The organism is Halococcoides cellulosivorans (genome assembly GCF_003058365.1).
Lineage (GTDB): Archaea > Halobacteriota > Halobacteria > Halobacteriales > Haloarculaceae > Halococcoides > Halococcoides cellulosivorans.
This window is the reverse complement of the sequence record NZ_CP028858.1, coordinates 731860-755946: the sequence shown is the minus strand read 5'-3', so window position 1 is coordinate 755946 and position 24087 is coordinate 731860. Positions and strand designations below refer to the sequence as shown.

Annotated in this window: 22 protein-coding genes; 15 read left to right on the top strand and 7 right to left on the bottom strand. The window is 66.0% G+C overall.

Translation table 11 applies throughout. The annotated features are described in order from the left end of the window. Window positions 1-228 precede the first annotated feature (228 nt). On the top strand, window positions 229-1260 hold the full coding sequence (locus HARCEL1_RS13290) for a hypothetical protein (RefSeq protein ID WP_159077004.1): 1032 nt from the start codon (window positions 229-231) through the stop codon (window positions 1258-1260). 53 nt (window positions 1261-1313) lie between these two features. On the opposite strand, the gene serA is transcribed toward HARCEL1_RS13290, so the two are convergent. Continuing rightward, entirely contained in the window at window positions 1314-2873 is a 1560-nt protein-coding gene (serA, locus tag HARCEL1_RS03655) for a phosphoglycerate dehydrogenase (protein WP_108381243.1), read from the bottom strand. Window positions 2874-3007: 134 nt separating this feature from the next. Between serA and HARCEL1_RS03650 the strand changes: the two genes are divergently transcribed. Continuing rightward, complete coding sequence (locus HARCEL1_RS03650; RefSeq protein ID WP_108381242.1) at window positions 3008-3514, top strand: hypothetical protein; 507 nt, start codon at window positions 3008-3010, stop codon at window positions 3512-3514. A 111-nt stretch (window positions 3515-3625) separates the two neighbouring features. On the opposite strand, the gene HARCEL1_RS13980 is transcribed toward HARCEL1_RS03650, so the two are convergent. Further along, window positions 3626-3784: a DUF7563 family protein gene (locus HARCEL1_RS13980; protein ID WP_449405016.1), complete on the bottom strand. Its 159-nt coding sequence runs from the start codon at window positions 3782-3784 to the stop codon at window positions 3626-3628. Between the two features lie 123 nt (window positions 3785-3907). After that, window positions 3908-4489, bottom strand: a complete 582-nt coding sequence (locus tag HARCEL1_RS03645) for a DUF7090 family protein (protein ID WP_108381241.1) — start codon at window positions 4487-4489, stop codon at window positions 3908-3910. Window positions 4490-4596: 107 nt separating this feature from the next. On the opposite strand from HARCEL1_RS03645, the gene HARCEL1_RS03640 reads away from it, so the two are divergent. The 4 genes from HARCEL1_RS03640 to HARCEL1_RS03625 are packed head-to-tail and all read left to right on the top strand — an operon-like array spanning window position 4597 to window position 8294. After that, the gene (locus HARCEL1_RS03640; RefSeq protein WP_108381240.1) at window positions 4597-6144 is read left to right on the top strand and encodes an anthranilate synthase component I family protein; all 1548 of its coding nucleotides are present in this window, start codon (window positions 4597-4599) and stop codon (window positions 6142-6144) included. After that, window positions 6141-6698, top strand: a complete 558-nt coding sequence (locus tag HARCEL1_RS03635; RefSeq protein ID WP_108381239.1) for an anthranilate synthase component II — start codon at window positions 6141-6143, stop codon at window positions 6696-6698. Before HARCEL1_RS03640 ends, HARCEL1_RS03635 begins: the two co-directional genes overlap by 4 nt. Beyond that, window positions 6695-7561, top strand: coding sequence for an aminotransferase class IV (locus HARCEL1_RS03630; protein WP_108381238.1), 867 nt, complete (start codon window positions 6695-6697; stop codon window positions 7559-7561). Before HARCEL1_RS03635 ends, HARCEL1_RS03630 begins: the two co-directional genes overlap by 4 nt. A 52-nt stretch (window positions 7562-7613) precedes the next feature. Beyond that, entirely contained in the window at window positions 7614-8294 is a 681-nt protein-coding gene (locus HARCEL1_RS03625; protein ID WP_108381237.1) for a class I SAM-dependent methyltransferase, read from the top strand. A 32-nt stretch (window positions 8295-8326) separates the two neighbouring features. Here the strand turns inward: HARCEL1_RS03625 and HARCEL1_RS03620 are convergent, their stop codons facing one another. Continuing rightward, the gene (locus HARCEL1_RS03620; protein ID WP_108381236.1) at window positions 8327-9511 is read right to left on the bottom strand and encodes an ABC transporter substrate-binding protein; all 1185 of its coding nucleotides are present in this window, start codon (window positions 9509-9511) and stop codon (window positions 8327-8329) included. 114 nt (window positions 9512-9625) lie between these two features. Between HARCEL1_RS03620 and HARCEL1_RS03615 the strand changes: the two genes are divergently transcribed. Further along, the gene (locus HARCEL1_RS03615) at window positions 9626-11089 is read left to right on the top strand and encodes a methyl-accepting chemotaxis protein (protein WP_108381235.1); all 1464 of its coding nucleotides are present in this window, start codon (window positions 9626-9628) and stop codon (window positions 11087-11089) included. Here the strand turns inward: HARCEL1_RS03615 and HARCEL1_RS03610 are convergent. Beyond that, window positions 11086-11715, bottom strand: coding sequence for a hypothetical protein (locus HARCEL1_RS03610; protein WP_108381234.1), 630 nt, complete (start codon window positions 11713-11715; stop codon window positions 11086-11088). The two genes, HARCEL1_RS03615 and HARCEL1_RS03610, sit on opposite strands and share 4 nt — an antisense overlap. 483 nt (window positions 11716-12198) lie before the next feature. On the opposite strand from HARCEL1_RS03610, the gene HARCEL1_RS03605 reads away from it, so the two are divergent. The 5 genes from HARCEL1_RS03605 to HARCEL1_RS03585 all read left to right on the top strand — a co-directional run bounded on the left by HARCEL1_RS03605 (window position 12199) and on the right by HARCEL1_RS03585 (window position 17228). After that, window positions 12199-14379, top strand: coding sequence for an elongation factor EF-2 (locus HARCEL1_RS03605; protein ID WP_108381233.1), 2181 nt, complete (start codon window positions 12199-12201; stop codon window positions 14377-14379). A 480-nt stretch (window positions 14380-14859) separates the two neighbouring features. Next, window positions 14860-15222: a hypothetical protein gene (locus HARCEL1_RS03600; RefSeq protein ID WP_108381232.1), complete on the top strand. Its 363-nt coding sequence runs from the start codon at window positions 14860-14862 to the stop codon at window positions 15220-15222. Window positions 15223-15384: 162 nt separating this feature from the next. After that, the gene (locus tag HARCEL1_RS13285) at window positions 15385-15549 is read left to right on the top strand and encodes a hypothetical protein (protein ID WP_159077003.1); all 165 of its coding nucleotides are present in this window, start codon (window positions 15385-15387) and stop codon (window positions 15547-15549) included. A gap of 192 nt (window positions 15550-15741) precedes the next feature. Beyond that, window positions 15742-16272, top strand: coding sequence for an amino acid-binding protein (locus HARCEL1_RS03590; RefSeq protein WP_108381230.1), 531 nt, complete (start codon window positions 15742-15744; stop codon window positions 16270-16272). Continuing rightward, complete coding sequence (locus HARCEL1_RS03585) at window positions 16272-17228, top strand: homoserine dehydrogenase (protein WP_108381229.1); 957 nt, start codon at window positions 16272-16274, stop codon at window positions 17226-17228. Before HARCEL1_RS03590 ends, HARCEL1_RS03585 begins: the two co-directional genes overlap by 1 nt. Before the next feature lie 24 nt (window positions 17229-17252). Here the strand turns inward: HARCEL1_RS03585 and HARCEL1_RS03580 are convergent, their stop codons facing one another. Next, entirely contained in the window at window positions 17253-20357 is a 3105-nt protein-coding gene (locus HARCEL1_RS03580; protein WP_108381228.1) for a rhamnogalacturonan lyase family protein, read from the bottom strand. Between the two features lie 142 nt (window positions 20358-20499). After that, complete coding sequence (locus HARCEL1_RS03575; protein WP_108381227.1) at window positions 20500-20712, bottom strand: hypothetical protein; 213 nt, start codon at window positions 20710-20712, stop codon at window positions 20500-20502. Window positions 20713-20806: 94 nt separating this feature from the next. Between HARCEL1_RS03575 and HARCEL1_RS03570 the strand changes: the two genes are divergently transcribed. From HARCEL1_RS03570 to HARCEL1_RS03560, 3 genes are all read left to right on the top strand, one after another. Further along, on the top strand, window positions 20807-22141 hold the full coding sequence (locus HARCEL1_RS03570) for an FAD-dependent oxidoreductase (RefSeq protein WP_108381226.1): 1335 nt from the start codon (window positions 20807-20809) through the stop codon (window positions 22139-22141). A 54-nt stretch (window positions 22142-22195) separates the two neighbouring features. Continuing rightward, window positions 22196-22885: a phosphoglycolate phosphatase gene (locus tag HARCEL1_RS03565; RefSeq protein WP_108384062.1), complete on the top strand. Its 690-nt coding sequence runs from the start codon at window positions 22196-22198 to the stop codon at window positions 22883-22885. A 69-nt stretch (window positions 22886-22954) separates the two neighbouring features. Continuing rightward, window positions 22955-23992, top strand: coding sequence for a zinc-dependent alcohol dehydrogenase family protein (locus HARCEL1_RS03560; RefSeq protein ID WP_108381225.1), 1038 nt, complete (start codon window positions 22955-22957; stop codon window positions 23990-23992). Window positions 23993-24087: the final 95 nt, after the last annotated feature.

Genomic DNA, 24087 nt, shown 5'->3' with positions numbered 1-24087 from the left:
CATCCAACCCCACGGCGCGGCGGGGAACGCGCGAGGATTGAATCGTTCGCGGGCGTGGTCGTAATCGTACTATTAGTTCATGGTAAACCAGATGCGCAAAATAATCGATGACGAAACAATACCTACAAAACATATATACATCCAACCAATATATGTATGTAGGACATTTATTTTATATTAGGCCAACATATTTAATACAAACCCCAGATAATTATTGAACTGACGAGAATGTCCAGAAATAACGGTGAAAAAGCTCAAGAGGACATATCGATTGGGAGTTTTCTCGACGAATTTTATCCCCAATTTGCCATTATGGGAATATTTGGAACAGTAACACTAGTAATATCAACATATTATCCAAAGGAGGTTCCAGAAATTGTTGGTAAGTTAGGTATTTTTGCTAGCCTAACAATATTTTCATTAACATCATTTTGGTTAACGTGGCGAATAGCTCAGGAGTATCCAGAAGGTGAATCGGGATCATCGAGCCGATTGATCACTGAGATCGGGTTCGGAGTACTGTTTCTATGTACTCTGACGTTATTTGGATCAATGGTCTATGCCATTACGACATACGATGAAATAATAAACATCGCTAGACCAATAGGGACGGCACTAGTTATTTCGATCATATATTTGAACAAAGTATTCCCATCACAGCGATACAATAGCAATTACTCCAATGCGAAAAGTGTGAGATTTGTATCTCTGTATATAACGTTGGCAACAATACCGTTTTTACTAGGAGGGATTTACGACACTTTTCAGTTGTATATTGAGTCGAGTTTCTTACTGGATTTGATAACTATGACCATATATTGTTCAATCCATCTTTCATTCTGCGAAATTACAATGCTCGGTTATAAATTGGACTCAAAAGATATAGATATATTACATGTAATTAATTCAAATGTTTTTGGCCGAAGTCCACGAGAATTGACCACGTCATTGTATAGACATGTGATAAAACCCTGGGGAATGGATACATCTGTGGCAATAAGCTATGGACTGATCATATTTATCTACATTATTCATGTGAGGACGAACAACATAAATAACATCCCATCATACAATTTAGTATTTCAAAACCTTAGATTTGAACAAATTCTGATCCTTCACGTTGGTTTCGTGGCTATATCCACATCTACCATAGTTTGGCTATTGTCAACTGGTAGATTGGTATATTCCAACATATATGGGAAAGCCATTCCAATTATTATATCAATGTCAATATTATTTTCCCTCATTCCATATTTATAGGAAAATATTATACAAGTTAAAACATATGATGTGGTTTTCCGACTATTGCGCCCCTACCCGTCCAGTTCGATCTGCGTCACCGACGTGATCCGCTCGTCACCCAGAAGCTCCTCGATCACCGCGTCGGGCGCTGGCTCGTCCACGTTGTAGACGCTCATCGCCTCGCCCTCGATCGCTTCCCGCGCGTTCGCCATGTTCGCGATGTTGACGCCGTGCTCGCCGAACACCGACCCGACGTAGCCGATCACGCCCGGGACGTCCGGGTTGCGCGAGATCAACAGCGTCCCGGTGGGTTCGGCCTCGACGCGGAACCCGTCGATCTCGACGAGACGGGGCTCCTCGCCCGCGTACAGCGTGCCCGCGACGGTGAGTTCCGACTCGTCGTCGGCGACGGTCACCGAGACGAGGTTCTGGTAATCGCTGGTCTCGCGGCGCTTGGACTCGGTCACCTCGATGCCGCGCTGGTCCGCAATTCGAGAGGGCGCGTCGACGACGAGGTCCTGCCACCCGAACGGATCGAACACCGCCGCGGTGATGAGATCGACGTCGCTGTCGGCGAGATCGCCCGCGTACTCGACCTCGATCGACTCGACGCGCCCGTCGAACAGGCGCAGCGCGACCTCGCTGGCGGTCTCGCTCAGCTCGGCGTACGCGCGCTGGCGGTCGGTCGCCTCGCCCGCGGAGGGCAGGTTGAGCGCGTTCGTGACCTCGCCACCCTCCAGCGCGGTGATGATCTGGTCGGCGGCGGTGACCGCGACGTTCACCTGGGCGTTGTGGGTCTTCGCGCCCAGGTGGGGGGTGACGACGATTTCGTCGACCCCGAACAGCGGGTTGTCGTCGGCGGGCGGTTCGACGCTGAACACGTCGACGCCCGCGGCGGCGATCGACCCCGACTCGACGGCGTCGGCGAGCGCCTGCTCGTCGATGAGGCCCCCACGCGAGGTGAGCACGACGATGTCGCCCTGGAACGCGTCGAGTTCCTCGGCCCCGATCATGCCGATCGTCTCGTCGGTCTTGCGCGCCTGGACGCTGAGGAGATCGGCCTCGGCGAGCAGTTCGTCCAGATCGAGCAACTCGATGCCCATCTGCTCGGCGCGCGCGGCCCCCAGGTAGGGGTCGTACGCGACGACGTCCATCCCGAGGTTGTCGTACCGCCGGGCGACCTCCTGGCCCAGCCGACCGAGACCGACGATGCCGGCGGTGCGCCCGCCGAGTTCGACGCCCTCGGTGCCCGCCCACTCGCCCGCGCCGACCGCGAGGTGGGCCTGGGGGATCTGCCGTGCGGCGGTATACGCCAGGCCGATGGTCTGCTCGGCGGCGGCCCGGACGTTCCCCCGGGGCGCGTTCGCGACGATGACGCCGTGATCGGTCGCCGCGGGGATGTCGATGTTGTCGACGCCGATGCCCGCCCGCGAGACGATCTGGAGGTTGGGTGCGGCCTCGAAGACCGCGCGGGTGATTTCGGTCCCGCGGATGAGCAGTGCGTCGACGTCCTCGACGATCTCGATCACGCCCTCGGTGTCGATATCGACGTCGGTCACGACCTCGTGGCCCGCCGAACGCAGTCGGGCGAGGCCGGCCTCGTCGATCGGATCCGTGACCAGTACCTTCATACCTGAACCTGCCCCGCCCGTGACTTTACGGTTTCCGGTCCGGCGCGACGCGAGCGCCGACCCCCAGGCCTGCGGGGATCGCGACGCGTCGCCGCGGACGCAATCGCTTTCGGTCTCGACCGCCCAGCGAGTGTGTGCACCGCCGCGAGGTTCACCCCGGACGCTGGGCAGTCCTCGAATTCGACCCCCAGCGGCGCTTCCGGTGTGTCGAGGAGTGTACCTGGTGTTGTCACCACGGGGTGATGCTCTACGAGCGCGACGTGTTCGAACTGGCCGACCACGACGATCTGAGCGCAGCGACCGAACAGATCGGCGGCCAGTCCTTCGTCGAACGCGAGCCCAAAGACCGCGAGACCCACGTCGCTGAGGACGGCTGTGCCTGCCGCTACCTCCGCGACGACGGCCTGTGTACGCTGCAGCTATCGGGCGAGACCGACTGGAAGCCCGTCCGGTGTCGGGTCTTCCCGCTCGCGGTCGAACGCGACGGCGAGGTGTTGCGTGTCTCACTGCGAGAGGAGGCCGAGGACCACTGCGAGGGCCTCGACGTGGGCGACCCGATCGACGACCACCTCGCTGATCTGTTGCCCGCGGCGCTCTGGGACCTCGACGACCCGGACACCCACCGCGAACTCGACCTCTGAGCGAGCGCCCGCTGGACGAGTGGCTTCCCGCCGTACCTGGGGCTGGAACGTAGCGAGACCGACGCCCTGGGGGACGCCGGCAAAGAAGTGGGGTGGAGTCGGGGGACGATACTACCCGCGTCGGGTGGACCGGGCCTGCCGTACGTCGGCACCGTCGCGGATTTTGTCTTCACACTGAGGACAGACGCGGGGGTTCGCCACACCGTTCGGTGTGAACACACGTGCGTACGCCTCAGTGACGAAGGAGCCACAGTTCTGGCATTCCGGCATACATCACATGCATTGGGTTCCGGCGTCTTAATTATTGGTGGTATGATAATGTGTCACAAACTAACAGAGGGCGCGGCGACGGGCGGTCGCCCGCGATCCCGGCTCGATCGGCCTTTCGAGGCCTCACTCGGCGGAAACGGTGACCGTCCCCTCGTCGTCCAGGTCGATCACGACGGGGAACCGCTCGCGGAACCGGTCGACGACCGCCGCGTCGTGAACCCCGCCTGCAAGGTGGACGAGTCCGACGGCGTCGTGGTCGTCGAGCAACGCCAAAAGCCCGTCGACGGCGTCGAGGCCACGCTCGACGTCGGCGTAGTAGATCACTTCGGTGATCGAGTCGAGGCTGATCCGGCGCTTGCCCGCCGTCTCTTCGAGGAAGGTCGCGACCTCGTCGTGAAGGCCCTCGACGTCGTCGGGGGCGTTGAGATATCGCACGTCGTCGCCCCGACGGCGGGTGAACCCCCGCTCGACCGACAGCGCGTCGAGGATCGTCGCTCGCTCGGCGTCGACCTCGTAGTGGTCGAGTTTCTGGCGGACCTCGCGCGCGGTCGTCCGCGTCGAGATCACCAGCATGCGATCGGTGTCTTCTTTCAGAAACGCGGTGTCGATGCGATCGGTCTCGACCGTACTCGGATGGACGAGCAAGACGCCGGTCCCACCGGGGATCGTCTCCGGCCCGTCACCGACCGCGAGTCGATAGTCCATGCCTGCCCGGGTTACCGACCACCGGAGACATAAGAACTCGGGTTGGCGGCGGCGGAAACTGGCGACATCGCAACGGTTAGGCCAGTCCCAGGGCTGTCTTGGCGTATATGACCGGGGTCGCCGTCCGGACCGAGCGCGACGCGTTCTGCCGGCTGGCCGCCGACGCGTCGGCGGGAGCGCGGATTCCCGTCGTCGGCACGGTCAGCGTGGCCGACCCATTTCGCGCGTACCGACGGACCCGCACGGCGGCCGACACCGGCGTCTATCTGGAGACCGGCCAGACCGACGGCTGGGGCTATTTCGGCGTCGATCCGAGCGAGCGCATCCAGATCGACGCGCCCGCAGCGGTTCGCGCCGTCGACGACGCGGCCACCGACCGGACCGGTCGTCCGTCGGCCGGCGATTCGCCGACGCTGTGGGCGCTCGACGGCCTGCTGGAGGGTGAGACACTCGTCCGGGGCGACTGCGAGATCCCCTACCCCTGTGGGTGGGTCGGCTGGCTCAGTTACGATATCGCCCGCGAACTCGAAGCGCTCCCGGGTGAGACCGACGATTTACGCGCGCTCCCGCGGGCCGTCCTGCACCGCTACGACGGCTGGGCGGCCTGGAAATCGGGCGATGGCGAGCACACGACGCTCTCCCTGACCGCCTGCCCACAAGTCGGTGACGACCCCGACGCCGCCTACGATCGGGCGGTCGACCGCATCGAGGGACTCGCCACCGCGGCGACGACCGGCCCACTCGCGGATCCCGAGCCACCGGTCGCCGGCCCGCTCGACGTGGAGAGTGCCTGTGGCCGGGACGCATACTGCGACCGGGTCGCGGAGATCCAGCGGGCGATCCGCGCGGGCGAGACGTTTCAGGCCAACGTCGCCCACCGCCTGACCGGACCCGCCGCGGTCCACCCGATCCGGGCGTTCGCGGCGCTTCGGGAGCTCAACCCCGCTCCCTACAGCGCCCTGTTCGAGGACCGTACCGCGGACCTCGTCTCGGCGAGTCCAGAACTCCTCCTGGACGTGACGCCCGAGTCCGGAGGCGACCGCCTGACGACCGAACCGATCGCGGGGACGCGGCCCCGCGGTGCGACCGACCCCGTCGATCGGGCCGCCGAGTACGACCTCCGCCACGACGCAAAAGAACGCGCCGAACACGCGATGCTCGTGGACCTGGAGCGCAACGATCTGGGTGCGGTGAGCCAGTTCGGGAGCGTCGAGCCCAGCGAATACCGCCGCGTCGACCGCTACGATGCAGTGATGCATCTGGTCTCCATAATCGAGGGGCGTGCCCGCCCAGAGGTGAGCGTCCCCGACGCCATCGCCGCGACCTTCCCGGGCGGGACGATCACGGGCGCACCCAAACCCCGGACGATGGAGTTGATCGACGCGGTCGAGCGCGATCGGCGGGGCCCCTACACCGGGTCGATCGGGCTCTTCGGGTTCGACGGACGCGCGACATGCAACATCGTCATCCGGACGCTCGTCCGCCAGGACGACCGGTACGAATGCCGCGTCGGCGCGGGCATCGTCGCGGACTCAGACCCCGACCGCGAGTACGACGAGACGCTCGCGAAAGGCCAGGCGCTCGTCGACGCGCTCGCGATGGCCCGCGATCGTCGTGATTGTGACGAAAACGACACCACAGAGGGCAACGCGTGATCCTCGTCGTCGACAACTACGATTCGTTCGTCTACAATCTCGTCCAGCAAGTCGGGACGATCGCTGAGTCGGTCCAGGTGCGGCGCAACGACGCGATCGACGCCGACGAGATCGACGCGCTCGACCCCGACGGTGTCGTGCTCTCGCCGGGCCCGGGCCGGCCCGAGGACGCGGGCGTCACGAGCGACCCCCGCCAGTTCGACTGTCCGGTGTTGGGCGTCTGTCTGGGCCATCAGGCGCTGGTCGACGCGGCGGGCGGGACGGTCACGACCGCCCCCGAAATCGTCCACGGCAAGCGCTCAGATATTTCCCACGACGGGCGCGGCCTGTTCGCCGATTTGCCCTCCCCGATGACCGTCGGACGATATCACTCGCTGGCGGTCGACGACGTGCCGGGGGCGTTCGAAATCTCGGCGGAGACCGACGCGGGCCTCGTCATGGCGGTCCGACACACCGATCGCCCCCACGTCGGCGTCCAGTTCCACCCCGAGAGCATCCTCACGCCTCACGGCGACGCCCTCGTCGAAGCGTTCGTCAGGCGGTGTGAACGATGACCTGCTATCTCGACGGGCGACTCGTCCCCGAGGATCGCGCGACGGTGTCGGTCCGCGATCGGGGCTTTCGGTACGGCGACGCTATCTACGAGACCGTCCGGCTGTACGACGGCGCGATCGACGCCTGGCCGGCCCACGCCGCCCGCCTCGAACGCTCACTCGCCGCCTTGGGCATCGCGATCGAGCGGACGCCGGCTGACCTGCGCGCGGCGATCCGCGCGACCGCCCTCGCGAACGACGCGCGCGACGGGGCCGCGCGACTCTCGATCACCCGGGGGGCGGATTCGGGTCGGTTGACACCCACCGAGTCCGATCCGACGGTCGTCGTGACGGCGACACCGCTGGATCGGGGCGGCCTCGGTGCGGAATGGCCCGAGTTCGCGTCGGCGGTGATCGTCGACCGTCAGCGGATTCCCGACGCCGCGCGCCCGAGTCACGCGAAAGTCGCCGCGTCGGTGACCGACGTGCTCGCCCGACGGGAGGCCCGCGATCGGGGGGCCGACGAGGCGCTCCTTCAAGACGCGACGGGCCGGGTCGTCGAGGGCGCGACGAGCAACCTCTTCGTCGTCCGGTCGGACCAGGTGGTGACGCCGCCGCTCGCGGGGCCGATCCTCCCCGGCGTGACCCGCCAGCAGGTGTGCGATCTGTGCGCAGATCTGGGCCTCGACCTCCTCACGCGCGCGCCGACACCGGAGGAGTGTCGCGACGCCGACGAGGCGTTTCTGACGAACGCGACACAGGCGATCCGCCCGATCGATCGGATCGACGACCGGCCGATCGAGGCTCCCGGGCCGATCACGCGCCGCCTGGCGCGGGCGTTCGACGCGGGGATCGAGGCGCGCCACTATCGTAGCGAGGACTGACCCACCGCCACCGAGCGAAAACTGATTTCATCGTGGCTCTCCTCGCGAATCCATGAGCATTGGCGACGCCTTCGACGACTGGGCCGCCGACGGGCGGGACAAGGGGATGGAAGAACGGCACTGGCACACCGCGAAACACGCCCTCGCGCGGATGCCGATCGAATCGGGCGATCGCGTCCTGGATCTGGGCTGTGGCAGTGGGTACGCCGGGCGGGCGATCCGGGCGGCGACCGACGCCGATCGAGTGTACGGCCTGGATCGATCGCCGGGGATGCTCACCAACGCCCGGTCGTACACCGACGACGACCGCGTGGGGTTCGTCCGCGGGGATTTCACCGCACTCCCCTTTGCGGACGACACCCTCGATCACGCGTTCTCGATGGAAGCGATCTACTACGCCAGCGACGTGCCGAGCGCGCTCGCGGAACTCCGGCGCGTGCTCCGGCCCGGCGGCACGGCCCACGTCGCCGTCGACTTTTATGCGAACAATCCACACACCGAGGCCTGGCAGGAGTACGTCGACGTGCCGATGACCTGGTGGACTCGCGAGGAGTATCGCGCGGCGTTCCGCGACGCCGGCTTTCGGGTCGCCGTCCAGGACGCCATCCCGGATCGTGAGGTCGAGATTCCCGCCGGCGATCGGTTTCCCACCGACGAGTTCGAGACCCGCGATGCGATGGTCGAGCACTACCGGGAGTACGGCACGCTCTTGACCGTCGGCGTCGTGCCGTAACGAGGGGTCTGCGAGCGGCGTCTCCGCCCGACTCAGTCCGCGAGCGCGTCGACGAGCGCAGTCGTCGTGGCCCCGACGTCGCGCTCGGCGACGAACGCCGCCATCGCGGTCTTGCACTCGACCAGTCGGGTCGGCGAGACACCCAGTCCGTGGGTCAACGAGACTGGTTGAGAGCGAGCGGCGTCGAACGCACGCGCCTGATCCTGGCGGAACGGACCGAACGCGTCCATCGAAACGTCCGATCGCGGCGGGATCGACCCTTTCTTCTGGTTGAATCGGCGCTGGCCGTCGACGGAGGCAGCGTACGCCAGCAGGGCGTGGACGGCGTCGAGATCGCGATCCTCGGCGGCGGTCGCGACGACGGCGTCCATGTTCATCACGTAGGCGTCGCCGGTCCCCGGGACGGCGACGTGATCCCAGTCGGTCCCGTACTCCATGTCGGCGCGGTCGACGTACTGGCCGGCGACCCAGTCGCCCTGCGTGATCGTCACCGCCGAACCCTCGATGAATCGGTCGTTCGCGCGCGTGAGCGACGAGTAGAGCGCGTCGGGGGCCGCCAGATCGGCCAGGCGCGCGACGATGTCGAGTGCGCGCTCGACCGCGTCGCGGTGGTCGCGCACCCGACCGTCGAGGATCTCCCGATACCCCGACGCGCCCGCGAGCGCGACGAGGATCGTCTCCCAGGCCTGGAGCACCGTCCAGGGGTTTTTCATCGGGAACGCGATCGGGTGGGCCTCGACGGCCTCGTCGATGCGTTCGAGCGCGTCGATCAGTGCCGCCGGCGAGTCGACGCGCTCCAGATCGACGCCCGCCCGATCGACCGGATCGGGGTGAAAGAAGAGGTTGTTGATCCGATGGATGGTGATCGGGACGGCCCGGAAGACGCCGTCGATTCGTGCGGCCTCGCGAGGGCCCTCCCGATAGGCCGCGCGAACGTCGTCGGTCCAGACCGGCCCGGCGTCCGCGAGCATCCCCGCCTGGACGTACGGTTCGAGCGTCCGGCCCGGCCACCCGATCCAACAGTCCGGCGCCTCCTCCCGGAGGAGGCGAGTCTTGACGGTCAAGCCGACGTCGTCGACGAGCGTCGTCTCGACCCGGACGTCGTCGATCCCCGCGAGGAACGCCTCCAGCGCGGCCCGGCCGTCACCCCCGGCGAGACGGTGGACGAGTTCCACGCGATGGTGCGAACGGGCCTCGTCGCTCGCCGAGGATGCCATAGCGTGACGTATGGTCCGTGCGTGCAATACTGTTGTGCCCGTCTGACAGATGCCGTTATCGATCGGAATCACCGCGCAGAAGAATATTTAGGGTTGATCTGCCTATACCGCCTCATGGCGAGTTCTCTGGACCGGGACGTACTCGTGGCGCTCGCGGTTCAGCCAGTGCACGCGCTGGGACAGGCGGCCCTCTGGTCGACAGTCGACGGCCCTGTCGGCCTGGCAGTGGCGATCGGCGCGTTCGTCGGCGCTCTCGGGGCCCTCCTGTATGCGATTCGACGACTGACCGCCGGGTCCACCCCGGAGGCCACCACTCGATCGCCGGTCGAGGCGCCGACTCCGGCGTCGTCCACCCGATCGTCATCCGAGGCGTCGACTCCGGCGTCCGCGGCCCATCTGTCGATCGAGACGATCCGCGACCCGACCCACGCGACGACCGTCGTCACCGATTTCCATCGCCCGACGGTTGCCGACGGCGGTGTCGACGCCGCGACGATCCACGAGACCGCACGAACGTACGCTCAGGGGGTCGGAACCGTCGGTGATGGAGATCTCACGGCGCGGCTGGACGAGTCCGTCGACGATCCCGAGATGGCGACGCTCGCCAGCGAGTTCAACGCCGCCGTCACGGAGTTCCAGCAGACGATCACGACCGCGGCGGAGTTCAGCGACGACCTCGTGGGCAACAGCGAACAGGTCGCCGCCGCGACCGACGCCGTCCGCGAGGCCAGCGAGAACGTCTCCGCGTCGATCCAGGAGATCGGTGACGTCTTTCTCGATCAACACCACCAGATCTCCGAGATCTCCGAGGAGATGAGTGACATGTCCGCGACGATCGAAGAGATCGCCGCCTCCTCGGACCAGGTCTCCGAGCGGGCCGATCAGACCGAACGGCACACCGTCGACGGCATCGAATCCGCCCGCGAGGCCCGAGACGCGATGGTCGAGGCCGACGAACAGACCGACCAGGTCGTCGGGGCCGTCGAAGAACTCGACGATCAGATGAACGAGATCGGGACGATCGTCGATATGATCGACGACATTGCCGAGCAGACCAACATCCTCGCGCTCAACGCCTCGATCGAAGCAGCGCACGCCTCCTCGGGCGAGCAGACCGGCTTCGGCGTCGTCGCGGACGAGGTCAAACAACTCGCTGAGGAGACCAAATCTGCGACCGGGCAGATCGAAGACCTCATCGAGGACGCCCAGGAGCAGACCGGACATACCGTCGGGGAGATCCACACGATGAGCGAGTCCGTCGAGCGTTCCCGCGGGACGATCGAGGAGAGTCTCGACGCACTCGAATCGATTCTCGATCACGTTCAAGACACCTCCAGTGGCATCAAAGAGATCTCCTCAGCGACCGACGATCAGGCCGCGACGACCGAAGAGGTCGCCTCGACGGCAGACGAACTCGCGGAGGTCAGCCGCCAGAACGTCGACGAGGCCGAACACATCGCCGCGATCGCAGAAGAGCAGACCCTCGCGCTCGGAGAGATGAGCGTCAATGCGAAGATGCTGACCATGCGCGCGACCCAACTCGCGACCCTGTTCGATCGCTACGAGACCGAGGATTAGTCCTCCGGCCGTTCGACCGGGATCGTCGTCCCTTCGTCGGCCACCGGCGGCCGCGAGACGACGCCGTCGACGAGTTTGTGAAAGCCGAGTCCAACCAGCGCCGCGAGAACGTCGCCGTCGCTCTCCTCGTCCGCCACGGACGGGACCGCATCGTCACCCATAGACCGCTCGGCGGCGGGGACGCGACCGGCGTCGGGGCCGTCCGAACCGGACACCGGCGCGGGCCCCGACTCGTCGTCGACCGCCCCGTCCATCGGCGTGTGGCCGACACGAAGTTCCTCGATCCAGCCGCGCACGACGTGGACGACGCCCAGCACGCCGACGAACGCCGCCAGCGCCGCGCCCAGGCCCAGCAGATACGGGCCGAACCGACGGAGTCGCGACGGCCCGTCGTCGGTCTCGGCCGCCAGTGTCGATACGGCGGGTTCCGCGTCGGTGTCTCCCGACGCCAAAGCCTCGGTCGAGACATCGGCCTCGGCCGTTTCCGACGGCCGGGATCCGGTCGGGTCCGCAATCGAGCGCTCGGGGAGGCCCTCCGCGAGCGATCCCGGGAGAACCTCCGCGGCCTCCTCGTCGTCCATATCGATCCAGTCCAGCAGTCGGCGGGCGATCCAGTCGATGGCCATACCGGGCCGACGGCGGGAGTACCCTTAATTCCAGTGTGGGGAACCGCCACCCCACCGCTCGGTTCCGTGTTCGCGTGTCTTTGACACGCATCCAACGCATCCACCACCCCACCGCTCGGTTCCGTGTTCGCGTGTCTTTGACACGCATCCAACGCATCCACCACCCCACCGCTCGTTTCCGTGTTCGCATGTCTTTGACACGCTTCCAACGAATCGACCACCCCACCGCTCGTTTCCGTGTTCGCGTGTCTTTGACACGCTTCCAACGCATCCACCACCCCACCGCTCGTTTCCGTGTTCGCGTGTCTTTGACACGCTTCCAACGCATCCACCACCCCACCGCTCGTTTCCGTGTTCGCGTGTCTTTGACACGCTTCCAACGCATCCACCACCCCACCGCTCGTTTCCGTGTTCGCGTGTCTTTGACACGCTTCACACGGAAACACTACCCTTTTCATTGCCCTGCGGATAGGATGGCCCATAATGAGCCGACGCTCGCAGATCGTCGAGGAATGTGAGGGGCTGATGGACCAGCCCGAACAGATTCGCAACATCGCGATCGCCGCCCACGTCGACCACGGGAAGACGACGCTGACGGACAACCTGCTCGCGGGGGCAGGGATGATCTCCGAGGACACCGCGGGCGAACAGCTCGCGATGGACACCGAAGAGGACGAACAGGAGCGTGGGATCACCATCGACGCGGCAAACGTCTCGATGACCCACGAGTACGATGAGAAAAACCACCTCATCAACCTGATCGACACGCCGGGCCACGTCGACTTCGGTGGCGACGTGACACGCGCGATGCGCGCGGTCGACGGCGCGATGGTGGTCGTCGACGCCGTCGAGGGCGCGATGCCCCAGACCGAGACCGTGCTTCGGCAGGCGCTGCGAGAAGGCGTCAAGCCCACCCTCTTTATCAACAAGGTCGACCGGCTGATCTCGGAACTGCAGGAGGGCCCCGAGGAGATGCAGGAACGCCTGCTCGCAGTCATCCACGACGTGAACGAACTCATCCGCGGGATGACCGAGGACTGGGATCGCGACTGGACGGTCTCGGTCGACGAGGGGACGGTCGCTTTTGGCTCCGCACTCTACAAGTGGGGCGTCTCGAAGCCGTCGATGGTCGCCACGGGGATGGACTTCGGTGACATCATCGATCTGGAGCGGGCGGACAAGCGCCAGGAACTCCACGAGCAGACGCCACTCTCGGACGTCGTCCTCGACATGGTCTGTGAGCACTTCCCGAACCCCGTCGACGCCCAGCCCCGTCGGATTCCGACGGTCTGGCGTGGCGACGCGGACTCGGAACTCGCGGAGAGCATGCGCTTCGTCGACGAGGACGGCGAGGTCGTCTTCATGGTGACGGACATCTCGATGGACCCCCACGCCGGCGAGATTGCGACGGGTCGTGTCTTCTCTGGCACGCTCGAAGAGGGCCAGGACCTCTACGTCTCGGGGACGGCCGGGACGAACCGCCTCCAGTCGGTCGGGCTGTTCATGGGTGGTGAACGCGAGGAAGTGAGTCGCGTGCCCGCGGGGAACATCGCCGCCGTCACGGGGCTGAAAGACGCCATCGCGGGCTCGACGGTCAGTAGCGTCGAGATGACGCCCTTCGAGTCGATCGAGCACCTCTCGGAGCCCGTCATCACGAAAAGTGTCGAAGCCCAGCGCATGGACGACCTGCCGAAGCTGATCGAGACGCTCCAGCAGGTCTCGAAAGAAGACCCGACGATCCACGTGGAGATCAACGAGGACACCGGCGAGCACCTCATCTCCGGACAGGGCGAACTCCACCTCGAGGTGATCGGCCAGCGCATCGAGCGCAACCAGGGCATTCCGATCACGACCGGTGAACCGATCGTCGTCTTCCGCGAGGCCCCCCAGACCGCCTCGCGAGAGGTCGAGGGCATCTCTCCGAACCGACACAACCGGTTTTACATCACCGTCGAGCCGCTGCCCGAGGACGTCGTCGAGACGATCAAGATGGGCGAGGCGTCGATGGACATGCCCGAACTCGAACGGCGTGAAGCCCTCCAGGACGCCGGCCTCGAGAAGGAGGCCTCCCAGGAGGTCGAGACGATCCACCGGACGAACATCCTGATCGACGACACGAAGGGGATTCAGCACCTCAACGAGACGATGGAACTCGTCATCGAGGGGCTCGAAGAGGCCCTCGACGACGGGCCGCTGGCCGCCGAACCGGTCCAGGGGTCGCTGCTCCGATTGCACGACGCTCGCCTGCACGAGGACGCCATCCACCGCGGTCCCGCCCAGGTCGTCCCCGCCGTCCGCCAGGCCGTCCACAACGCGCTGATCGACGCCGAGATCCGCCTCCTGGAGCCGATTCAGGACGTCCGGATCGACGTGCCCAGCGAACACATGGGCGCGGCATCGGGCGAGATTCAGGGCCGACGTGGCCGGGTCGACGACATGTACCAGGAAGGCGACGTCATGGTGATCGAGGGCATCGCGCCCGTCGAGGAGATGATCGGATTTTCGAGCGACATTCGGTCGGCGACCGAAGGCCGCGCCTCCTGGAACACCGAGAACGCGGGCTTCCGCGTGCTGGCCGACAACCTCCAGCCCGACATCATCACACAGATCCGCGAGCGCAAAGGCATGAAGCTCGAACTGCCCGCCGGCATCGATTACTTCTAAACGACGACCTTTTCCAGACGACCTTTTTCTGTCGTTCGAGAGAGCTCCGCTCTCTCGTGATGACGAAAGAGCGCTCTGCGCTCTTTCGAACCACGTCGGGTCGCCTGCGGCGACCGCTCTCTGCTCACGGACGCGAAGCGTCCGTTCGCATGGTCAGCGGAACCTTCGGTTCCGCTCGACTCGAAAAAGCTCGACCAAAAAGACCCGGAATCGCCGTCCGGCGATTCCGGTGAACCCGCTCGCCACGGCGAGCGGGATGCGCGGGCCGCGACCGCGGCCGCTACTGCCACCGTAGCCGGTACGAGTGACAACCAGTCGGTGACGATCGACCGGGCCGTTTTCGATCCGTCGTAGGTATATTCGAGACGACGGCGAGCGAGCGCGGATGCGGTCAAGACCGAAGCGATCGACCTGCTCTCGACCGACCGCTCCGCGAGTCTGTGACCCCATCTTAATGAGGATCTGCGGCCATGGGACCGCATGGCCGTGGCAACCGCTACGCTCGCCGGCCTCGGCGTTGCCGCAATCGTAATCGTCGGTGTGTACCTGCTGGGGCTCTGGGTGGCGGACGTGCCGCCGTCGTCGCGAGCTGCCCGGGCGTTTCGGTTCGGTTATCCGCTCGCGGGCAGCCTCCTGATCGGGGGACTGGCGGCCGTCGTCTACGATGCGGGCAACCTCGTCCGGCCCGCGTCGAGTGGGAGCGCTCCGATCGATATCGGCATCTTGCACGACTTCGGGCTCGGCGGGACGGTGCTGGGGCTCTTGATCGCAGTCGGACTCTTGCTCTGGCTCGCCGTCGCCTCGTCGCAGGATCTCGACAGCGAGAGGGCCGACTCGTCGTGACTGGCCGCGGCCCGCCAACCCTGCGTCGGGTCCTCGGGAACGTCGCCGTCGGGTGCTTTTGTCTCGGCCTCCTCGGACTCCTGTTGCTCCCGACCGTCCACGTTCGCCCCGCCCACACCCTCCTCGGCGTTCTGGGATTCGCGAACTCCGTCGACGTGGTTCGTGCGCTCACAGCCGTTGCCTGGCTCGTGGGCTTCGCGCTGGCGGCCCTACTCCGACGGACGGAGCCTGATCGTTGACTCCCTGCTCGCCGCCAGCGAGCGGGACGAGAGTGCGGGCCGCGATCGGGGCCATCGAGCGAGCGCCGCGTCGGGCCGTGACACCTGACGGCGACCGATTGTGACCGTCGTGAGAACGACGCGACGACCACGGTCGGTCCACCGAGGGGATGGTGTTGTGTACCGTTACCAGTGCCCACGTGAAAGTATAACGATCGACCGCAATGGACGCCTTCTTAACGGTGAGGGCCTATCACCCGACGATGAGCGGACCCACCCACGCTCGGGAGGTGATCGGACGATGAGTGACGCGCCCGACGGACTGCGGTCGTACACAGTCCGGCTCGAACTCAGCGACGAACCGGGAGAGCTGTTGCGGACACTCGAACCGATCGCCAACAACGGCGGCAATCTCCTGAGTATCTTCCACGAGCGTGGGAACCTCACACCCCGGGGGCGCATCCCCGTCGAGGTGGATCTTGAGGCCGCCCCCAGCCGCTTCGAGGAGATCGTCGACGCGCTGCGCGAGGCTGGCGTGAACGTCATCCAGGCCGGCCAGGAGCGATACTCCGAGGAAGTGACGGTCCTGCTGGTCGGCCACCTCGTCGAGACCGACCTCTCAGATACGCTCTCGCAACTCCAGGAGCGCAACGGCGCCGTCGTCGACCTGGCGCTGACGGCGCCCGAGGGATCGGAGGACGTGTCGAGTGCACGCCTTCGCCTGAAGACCGAATCGGGGGCCGTCAGTTCCACGCTGGACGCCGTCCGATCGGTCGCCGCCGAGAAAGACCTCCACGTCGTCGAACCGCTCGCGCCGGGAGGTGAGGCCTGATGGACCTCGCGATCATGGGGACCGGTACGGTCGGGAGTTCGGTTGCCGAACTCGCTGCCGACTACGGTCATCGCGTCACGGGCATGGCCAACGTCGCGTCGGCGGCGATCGACCCCACGGGGATCGACGTCAAGGCCGCACTCGATCGTCAGAACATCGAGGGCGAGGCCGCGCTGGGCGACGCCGACCCGGACGCCGTCCTCGACGCCGACTACGACGCGCTCGTCGAGGTCACGCCCGTCACGCTGGGTGACGCCCAACCGGGCTTCGGCCACGTCCGGGCGGCCCTCGAACGCGACCGCCACGTCGTGCTCGCGAACAAAGGCCCGATGGCCGAGCGGTTTGCCGACGTGCGCGACCTGGAACGCGCGAGCGAGGGCGAGGTCCGATTCGAGGCGACCGTCGCCGGGGCGATCCCGGTGCTCTCGACGATCGAAGACTACAGTCCCGCGACGATCCAGGCCGCCCGTGGCGTCCTCAACGGCACGGCGAACTTCATCCTCTCGCGGATGGCCGCCGAAGGCCTGGGGTACGATCACGTGCTTGCCGAGGCCCAGGACCTCGGCGTCGCAGAGACCGATCCCGCGTTCGACGTCGAGGGCACCGACGCCGCGCTGAAGTGTGTCATCCTCGCGAACGTGCTCGCAGAGTGCGAGCGAACCTACACGCTCGACGATGCGACCGTCGAAGGCATCAAATCCGTTCCCGGTAGTGCACTCGATTTGGCCAGCGAGGACGGCCGGACGATCCGCCTGATCGGAGAGGTCGTCGACGGCGAGGTCCGGGTCGGGCCCCGTCTGGTCCCCGAACACAGCGAACTCGCCGTGACGGGGACGACCAACATCGTCCAACTCGACACCGACAACGCCGGTCGACTCAACCTCTCGGGCCGTGGCGCGGGCGGGCCCGAGACCGCGAGTGCGATCCTCGCAGACGTCGAGCGCCTGCCGAACTGAGGTGAGATCGCCGCTGTCGACGGATCAGATCAGTTCGAACAGCGCGAGCACGTCCTGCATGTCGACAACGCCGTCCCCAGTGACGTCGTAGGCTGCAGTGTGATCGTCGAGGACTGGCCGATCGGAGTGCTGGAAGAACGCGTTCACGTCCGGGAAGTCCAGTTTTCCGTTCCCGTTGATGTCCTCGTGAATCCCGTCGCCGTCGAGATCACGAGGGACGCGACCGTCGACCGGGTCGAGATCGGTGCTGTCGTCGGTCACACTCCCGGCGGCCTCGACCGTCCCGATGTCTTGGTTGAGGGTCGGATCGACGCCAGCGAATTTCTCGAATTCGGCCGTGGCGAGCGTCCCGGCGGAGTGACTCGTCACCGCCAGTCCGACCATCACCTCCTCCGGTAGCGACATCGACACCGTCGCCAGGAGTGTCCACTCCTCGCCGTCGGCCGAGGTGTACGCTCGCAGTTCGTCGCCCGAGCGCATCAGGCGTTGGACGGTATGATCGGTCGTCCCACCGGTGACCTCGCTCTCGGCGGTCGCCCCCGAGGTGAGACTGACCGACTCCGCGCCCGCTTCGGGCCGCCACTGCAAGGACGTCTGTGACGGTGTCCGCCGGATCATCGCGTTCGCCGCCCCGGCGTCCATCCCGGCGCGAACCATGAGGCCAGCCTTGGCGAACGCGTCGGTGTCCTCGACGTTCGCGACCCGCACTACCACGTCGAAGTCGCCAGTCACCTGGCCCGCGTACATGTGGCCGGCGTCTGCAGTGCCCCAAATGTCCGCGCCCCCGCCGTCGATGGTGATCGGGCCCGCGCCAGCCCACGATTGGGTGGGCACGAGTTCCCAGCGCTGGTGGTCGCCCCCGTTCCACGTCCACTGCTGGGCGGTCGCGCCGTCGGCCGTCGACTGCTCGCTGATTTCGAGAACCTTCTCGGAGTGGGCAGCGACGATCCGGTAGGTGCCGTCGCCTCGTGGGTCGAGATACCACCGCTGGTTCGCGTTGGCGCTGGGCGCATACTGCTGGACGTTTGCGCCGTCCTCTTCCGACGACCCGGAGACGTCCAGTGCCTTCCCAGAGTGGGCTGCGAGGAGGTCGTACTGGCCGTTGCCGGCGTAGGCCAGGTCCCACTGCTGAGCCGACGCGTCCGAATCGCTCGCCTGGACCACGTCCGCGCCGTCGGATTCACTCCCACTGGCGACCGAGAGGACGTGTCCCGAGTTGACATTGACCAGCTGATACGTGTCGTCGGGGACGTTCGGCACACTGGGCAGGCCGAAGATGCGATCCGTGGGGTCACTACCGATCGGCTGGATGTTCTGCGCCGGCGGTTCGTCCATGCCGTTGCCGATGTAGAAGCTCGGATGTGGCGGCTGGTTGTACGCGACGTTCTGCCAGGCGATCGCACATCGGTACATCGGGTCGTGCATCAGCGTGTAGATCCGGTGGTCGGTCTCGTACGGCGTCGCGAACAGGCGCAGTGCCTCGTTGTCGTCGCGGCGGAGCAGCACCTCCTCGCGCCAGTCACCGAGGATGTCGGCAGTGAGGCTCGGGTTCGCCTTCGACCCGTTGTTCGAACCGACGCCGCCGAAGTCTTCGACCGTATGTGTCGTGTCGTCGTTCGGATCCCACTCGCCGATCCAGGTCCCGTCGAGCAGTTCCCGCTTCAGGTCGCCTTTCCACCACACGAGGTGGTTTTTCGGGCCGGGTGTACTGCCGACGGGATCGCCCGTTTCGGCGTCGCGAAGGCCGTTGTCGGCCGAGGACCAGGCCTCGGCGCCGTAGTTCGAGGGATCGATGTTGCCGGCGACGCCTCGCCCGACGTCGCCGCTCTCGCCGCTGAACCAGAGTGGCTCGCCGGTCTCTGCGTCGCGCATCGCCTCGCCCATGTTCCCGGTTTCGCCGGGCCCGAAGATCTCCAGACCCTCACGATCGGGAGCGAAGTCGCCCACGTGCAATGCGTCGCCGTGGCCCCAGCCAGTCGTGTGCAGGCCGGTCCCGTCGTGGTCGATCACACACTGCCCGTAGACGATTTCGTCGTAGCCGTCGCCGTCGCAGTCGGCGACGCTCAACTGGTGATTGCCCTGACTGGCGTAATCCCCCCACCCGTCGGCGCTGTCGAAGTGCCAGCGCTGGGTCAGGTTCTCGCCGTCGAAGTCGAAGGCCGCGAGCGCGCTCCGTTCGTAATACCCGCGGGCCTCGACGATGCTCGGGTGTTCGCCGTCGAGGTAGGCGACGCCCGCGAGGAACCGCTCGCCGCGGTTGCCGTAGCAGTCACCCCACGAGCAAATGTCGCCTCTGGCTGGCTCGAAGTCCGTGGTCGTGATCTCCGCGCCCGTCGTCCCGTCGAAGACGGTCAGGTACTCGGGCCCTTCGAGGCTCCGGCCCTCGCCGTTCATCCAGTCGGCGTTCGGATCACCGATAACCGACCCTTCGCCGTCGACCGTCCCGTCGGCGGTTCGGACGACGAACTCCGAGATGCCGTCGCCGTCGAAGTCGTAGACGAGCCACTGCGCGTAGTGGGCCCCCGACCGGATGTTGGGGCCCAGGTCGATCTGCCAGAGCGTCTCGCCTTCCAGCGTGACCGCCTCGAAGACGGTCGGATCGGTGTGGCCCTCGAAGGCGTTGTCCTGGGCGTTGTCGGGATACCACTGGACGACGATGTCGTACCGGCCGTTCCCCGTCAGGTCGCCGACGCTGGCGTCGTTCGGGTGGTACTGGCTCCCGGGCCGCTCGTGCAGCGGAATGTCGATATAGTCGTTTTCCCAGGCCTCGACCGACTTCGACTGCTCGCCGTCTTCCGTCTCGATCATGTACGCATCGCCTGGTGAACCGCCCGCATCGTGGAAGTTCGTACTGCCCGTAATCGGCGAGTCGTTGACCTGCTCGCCGTTGCGATACACGTGAAATCCCAGGTCGTCGGGGTCGGTCCCGAACAGTCGCCAGCGGACGAGGATGCCGTCCCCCGACGGGACCGCGACCACGCCTCGGTCCAGGTTCTCGACCTGTCTGGGGGCAGACGACTGCGCGCTCGCCGTCGCCGGGACGATCCCCGCGGCACCGGTGGCCGCGAGACCTTTGAGGACTGTACGCCTCGAAACGTCGACGTCTGGACTGGAGTTCCCCTCTCGCATGAGTCCGTGTGTATTTTCCGCCCGATACTCATCAAATTTTCGTTAATAATTTCGTTTGATATCACGAGCACCGTCTGTGTATAAATTACAATCAACACGATCGGACGGGACTCGGGGGGCCACTCCCAGATCCATCCCTCGTTCAACTCCGATACGTATCGACGCCGTCGGACCACCCTGAATCACCGCTCGGTCCGGACTCGTCGGTCGTGCCACTGGGCCGAGTCTCGCCGGCACACCGGGTGCAAAAGCCGCTCCGATCGTCGTAGTGGCGATCACAGACCAGATCACCACACCGCGTGCAGGTGTGTTCGACCGCCCGGTCGCAAATCTCACACGTGCTGGCGACACTCATGGTCGCGATGGGGCTGCCAGCCCATTCAAGCTGGCGTCGGCCGTCTGTGTCCGATCGGCACAATACTTTAGCCGGCGGCGGTCGATCGCCGCGTATGGATCCGTTCGTCGTGATCGGCGGCGACGCCGCAGGGATGAGTGCCGCGAGCAAGGCCCGCCGCGAGGCCCCCGACCGAGAGATCGTCGTCTTCGAGCGTGGCGAGTGGGTCTCCTACGGTGCGTGTGGCCTGCCCTACTACGTCAAAGGCGAGATCGCGAGCCTCGACGATCTGGTCGCCGTCTCGGCGGACCGATTCCGAGACGAGCGGGACATCGACCTACGGACCGAGAGCGAGGTCGTCGCGATCGACACGGCGGCCCAGACCGTCACCGTCGAGAGCGAGGGCGATCGGTACGACCAGTCGTATGGCGATCTCTTGATCGCGACGGGCGCGAGCGCGATCGAGCCACCGATCGACGGGATCGACCGCGACGACGTGCTGAGTCTGCACGACCTGCCCGACGGGCGCGCGATCCGCGAGCGCCTCGAATCGGGCGCCGTCGAGCGGGTCGCGGTCGTCGGCGGCGGCTACGTCGGCGTCGAGATGGCCGAGGCGTTCGACGGGCAGGACTGTACGGTCGACCTGTACGAGATGCGCGAGCACGTCCTCGAACCGTTCGGGCCGACGATCGCAACGCAGGTCGAGAAGCACCTCCGCGAGCAGGGGATCGGTCTCCATCTGGGGACGACCGTCGAGGCGATCGACGCTGGGCCGAGCGTCGTGGCCGACGAGCGCCGGGCCGTCGATCTCGTGCTCGTCGCCGCGGGGGTCACGCCGAACGCCGCGCTCGCGGCCGACGCCGGGATCGCGATCGGGGAGACCGGCGCGATCGCGACCGATCGCCTCGGGCGGACCGATACCGATCGGGTCTACGCCGCCGGCGACTGTGCGGAAGCGGACCACACCGTCACGGGCAACCCCACGTACGTCCCCCTCGCGCTGACGGCCAATCGTGCGGGCCGAGCGATCGGGACGACCGTCGCGGGCGATCCGACGCCCGTCGGGCCGACCGCCGGGACGGCCGTCCTGAAGGCGTTCGACCTGGAGGTCGCCCGGACGGGCGTCACTGTTCCCGAGCGCGCGCGGGCCGCGGGGTTCGACCCCGCATCGATCACGATCGACGGCGCCTCGCGGGCGGGCTACTACCCCGGAGGGTCGAAGGTGACGATCGAACTCTGGGGCGATCGGGCGAGCGGGCGCGTGCTGGGGGCGAGCATGGTCGGCCGGGAGGGCGTCGCTAAGCGAATCGACCCGGTCGCGACCGCACTCCACACCGACCTGACCGCGACCGAACTCTCGCGACTCGATCTCTCCTATGCGCCCCCCTTTGGCCCGACCTGGGACCCGGTCCTGACCGCGGGGAAAGTGCTCGCGAGCGCGCTGGAGTGATCGGTCGATGAGAACGACCGCAACACGGATGCCCCTCGCCCGGTGAGCGCCGGTATGGTCCCCCGTCCCCTCATCACCGACGTCGACGGCACGCTCACCGACGACGCCATGGTGCTGGACGACCGGATCGGCCCGGCGCTGCGCGCCTGGCCCGGCCCGGTCGTGATCGCGACCGGCAAGAGCCTGCCCTATCCGATCGCGCTGTGTAACTACCTCGGTCTCGATCGACTCGTCGTCGCCGAGAACGGCGGCGTCGCGATCAGCGAGCCGACCGAGACACTCGAATTCGTCGGCGACCGGGCCGCCGCCGAGGCCGTCCTCGCAGAGTACGAAGCGGCGGGCTATTCGGACGGCTGGGGCACGCTCGATCTCGCGAATCGATGGCGCGAGACCGAACTCGTCTTCGAGCACTCGATCGCCGTCGAACCACTCCGTGAGATCGCCGCCGAGCACGGCCTCGAAGTCGTCGACACCCAGTACGCCTACCACGTCAAATCGCCCGACGTGAGCAAGGGCCGGGCCGTCGAACGGATCGCCACCGACGTGGGCTTCGATCTGGATCGCGCGGTCGCGATCGGTGACTCCGCGAACGACGTCTCGACGTTCGAGCGGGCGGGCACCGCCATCGCCGTCGCGAACGCACCCGCGGAAGTCCAGGCGGCGGCCGATCACGTGACCAGTGACGGCTTCGCCGACGGGTTTCTCGACGCGCTCGATCGCGTGCAGTCGGGGGCGTGGGGCTGAATCGGCCAGTGGGTTCGGGCCAAAGGGCACCGACGGGAGAGTTTTGTGGCTCCCGTTCGAGGCGGACCCATGCGCGCGACAGTGTTTCACGGCCCCGGCGACGTTCGCGTCGAGGAGGTCGATCGCCCGGAACTGACCGGTCCCGACGACGCCATCGTCCGAATCACCCACACCGCGATCTGTGGGTCGGACCTGTGGTTCTATCGCGGCGACTCCGATCGCGAGACGCCAAGTCGGGTGGGTCACGAACCGATGGGGATCGTCGAGGCAACCGGCGAGGACGTCCGGCGGGTCCGCGAGGGCGACCGGGTGTTCGCGCCCTTCGCGATCGGGTGTGGGGAGTGTCAGTACTGCCGAGCGGGCCTGCCGACCTCCTGCGAGCACGGCGAATCCTGGAGTGACCACGGCGGCGCTCAAAGCGAATACGTCCGCGTGCCCCACGCCGACGGCACGCTCGTGCGCGTGCCCGATCGGTACGCCGACGACGAACGAGCCCTCGAAGCGCTCCTTCCGTTGACGGACGTGATGGGCACTGGCCACCACGCCGCACGGAGCGCGGGCGTCGACGTCGGATCGGAGTGTGTCGTCATCGGTGACGGCGCGGTCGGACTGTGTGGTGTGCTCGCGGCCCGACGCCTGGGCGCGAAACGCATCGTCGCGGTCGGCCACCACGAGGACCGCCTCGCACTCGCCGAGGCGTTCGGGGCCGACGCGACGGTCGACGGGAGTACTCGCGAGGACCCGATCGAGCGCGTAAAGGAATTGACCCACGGCGGCGTCGATCACGCCGTCGAGTGTGTCGGCGCGGCGAGTGCGATGGAGACTGCCGTCGGCGTCTGCCGGCCCGGCGGGACCGTCGGCTACGTCGGCGTGCCCCACGGGATGGACGGCGGGTTTCCGATCTTCGAGTTTTTCACCGACAACGTGACGCTCCAGGGCGGGGTCGCGCCCGTCCGGGAGTACGCCGACGATCTGATGGCCGACGTGCTCGGCGGGACGCTCGACCCGTCGCCGATCTTCACGAAGACCGTCCCGCTGGACGACATCGCAGAGGGGTATCGCGCGATGGACGAGCGCGAGGCGATCAAGGTACTCGTGCGGGTCTGATGTACTGACGTGAATGGCATAGTTGGCACGTCCTGAGGTACTGACGTGAATGGCATGGATGGCACGTCACAACAGTTTTTGCCGTCCGTGACGAA

What these genes read in the sequence shown, in the direction of transcription:
- HARCEL1_RS13290 (WP_159077004.1), top strand. Translation starts at nt 229, where the DNA reads ATGTCCAGAAATAACGGTGAAAAAGCTCAAGAGGACATATCGATTGGG.
- serA (WP_108381243.1), bottom strand. Translation starts at nt 2,873, where the DNA reads ATGAAGGTACTGGTCACGGATCCGATCGACGAGGCCGGCCTCGCCCGA.
- HARCEL1_RS13980 (WP_449405016.1), bottom strand. Translation starts at nt 3,784, where the DNA reads ATGCCGGAATGCCAGAACTGTGGCTCCTTCGTCACTGAGGCGTACGCA.
- HARCEL1_RS03645 (WP_108381241.1), bottom strand. Translation starts at nt 4,489, where the DNA reads ATGGACTATCGACTCGCGGTCGGTGACGGGCCGGAGACGATCCCCGGT.
- HARCEL1_RS03640 (WP_108381240.1), top strand. Translation starts at nt 4,597, where the DNA reads ATGACCGGGGTCGCCGTCCGGACCGAGCGCGACGCGTTCTGCCGGCTG.
- HARCEL1_RS03630 (WP_108381238.1), top strand. Translation starts at nt 6,695, where the DNA reads ATGACCTGCTATCTCGACGGGCGACTCGTCCCCGAGGATCGCGCGACG.
- HARCEL1_RS03625 (WP_108381237.1), top strand. Translation starts at nt 7,614, where the DNA reads ATGAGCATTGGCGACGCCTTCGACGACTGGGCCGCCGACGGGCGGGAC.
- HARCEL1_RS03620 (WP_108381236.1), bottom strand. Translation starts at nt 9,511, where the DNA reads ATGGCATCCTCGGCGAGCGACGAGGCCCGTTCGCACCATCGCGTGGAA.
- HARCEL1_RS03615 (WP_108381235.1), top strand. Translation starts at nt 9,626, where the DNA reads ATGGCGAGTTCTCTGGACCGGGACGTACTCGTGGCGCTCGCGGTTCAG.
- HARCEL1_RS03610 (WP_108381234.1), bottom strand. Translation starts at nt 11,715, where the DNA reads ATGGCCATCGACTGGATCGCCCGCCGACTGCTGGACTGGATCGATATG.
- HARCEL1_RS03605 (WP_108381233.1), top strand. Translation starts at nt 12,199, where the DNA reads ATGAGCCGACGCTCGCAGATCGTCGAGGAATGTGAGGGGCTGATGGAC.
- HARCEL1_RS03600 (WP_108381232.1), top strand. Translation starts at nt 14,860, where the DNA reads ATGGCCGTGGCAACCGCTACGCTCGCCGGCCTCGGCGTTGCCGCAATC.
- HARCEL1_RS03590 (WP_108381230.1), top strand. Translation starts at nt 15,742, where the DNA reads ATGAGTGACGCGCCCGACGGACTGCGGTCGTACACAGTCCGGCTCGAA.
- HARCEL1_RS03585 (WP_108381229.1), top strand. Translation starts at nt 16,272, where the DNA reads ATGGACCTCGCGATCATGGGGACCGGTACGGTCGGGAGTTCGGTTGCC.
- HARCEL1_RS03580 (WP_108381228.1), bottom strand. Translation starts at nt 20,357, where the DNA reads ATGCGAGAGGGGAACTCCAGTCCAGACGTCGACGTTTCGAGGCGTACA.
- HARCEL1_RS03575 (WP_108381227.1), bottom strand. Translation starts at nt 20,712, where the DNA reads ATGAGTGTCGCCAGCACGTGTGAGATTTGCGACCGGGCGGTCGAACAC.
- HARCEL1_RS03570 (WP_108381226.1), top strand. Translation starts at nt 20,807, where the DNA reads ATGGATCCGTTCGTCGTGATCGGCGGCGACGCCGCAGGGATGAGTGCC.
- HARCEL1_RS03565 (WP_108384062.1), top strand. Translation starts at nt 22,196, where the DNA reads ATGGTCCCCCGTCCCCTCATCACCGACGTCGACGGCACGCTCACCGAC.
- HARCEL1_RS03560 (WP_108381225.1), top strand. Translation starts at nt 22,955, where the DNA reads ATGCGCGCGACAGTGTTTCACGGCCCCGGCGACGTTCGCGTCGAGGAG.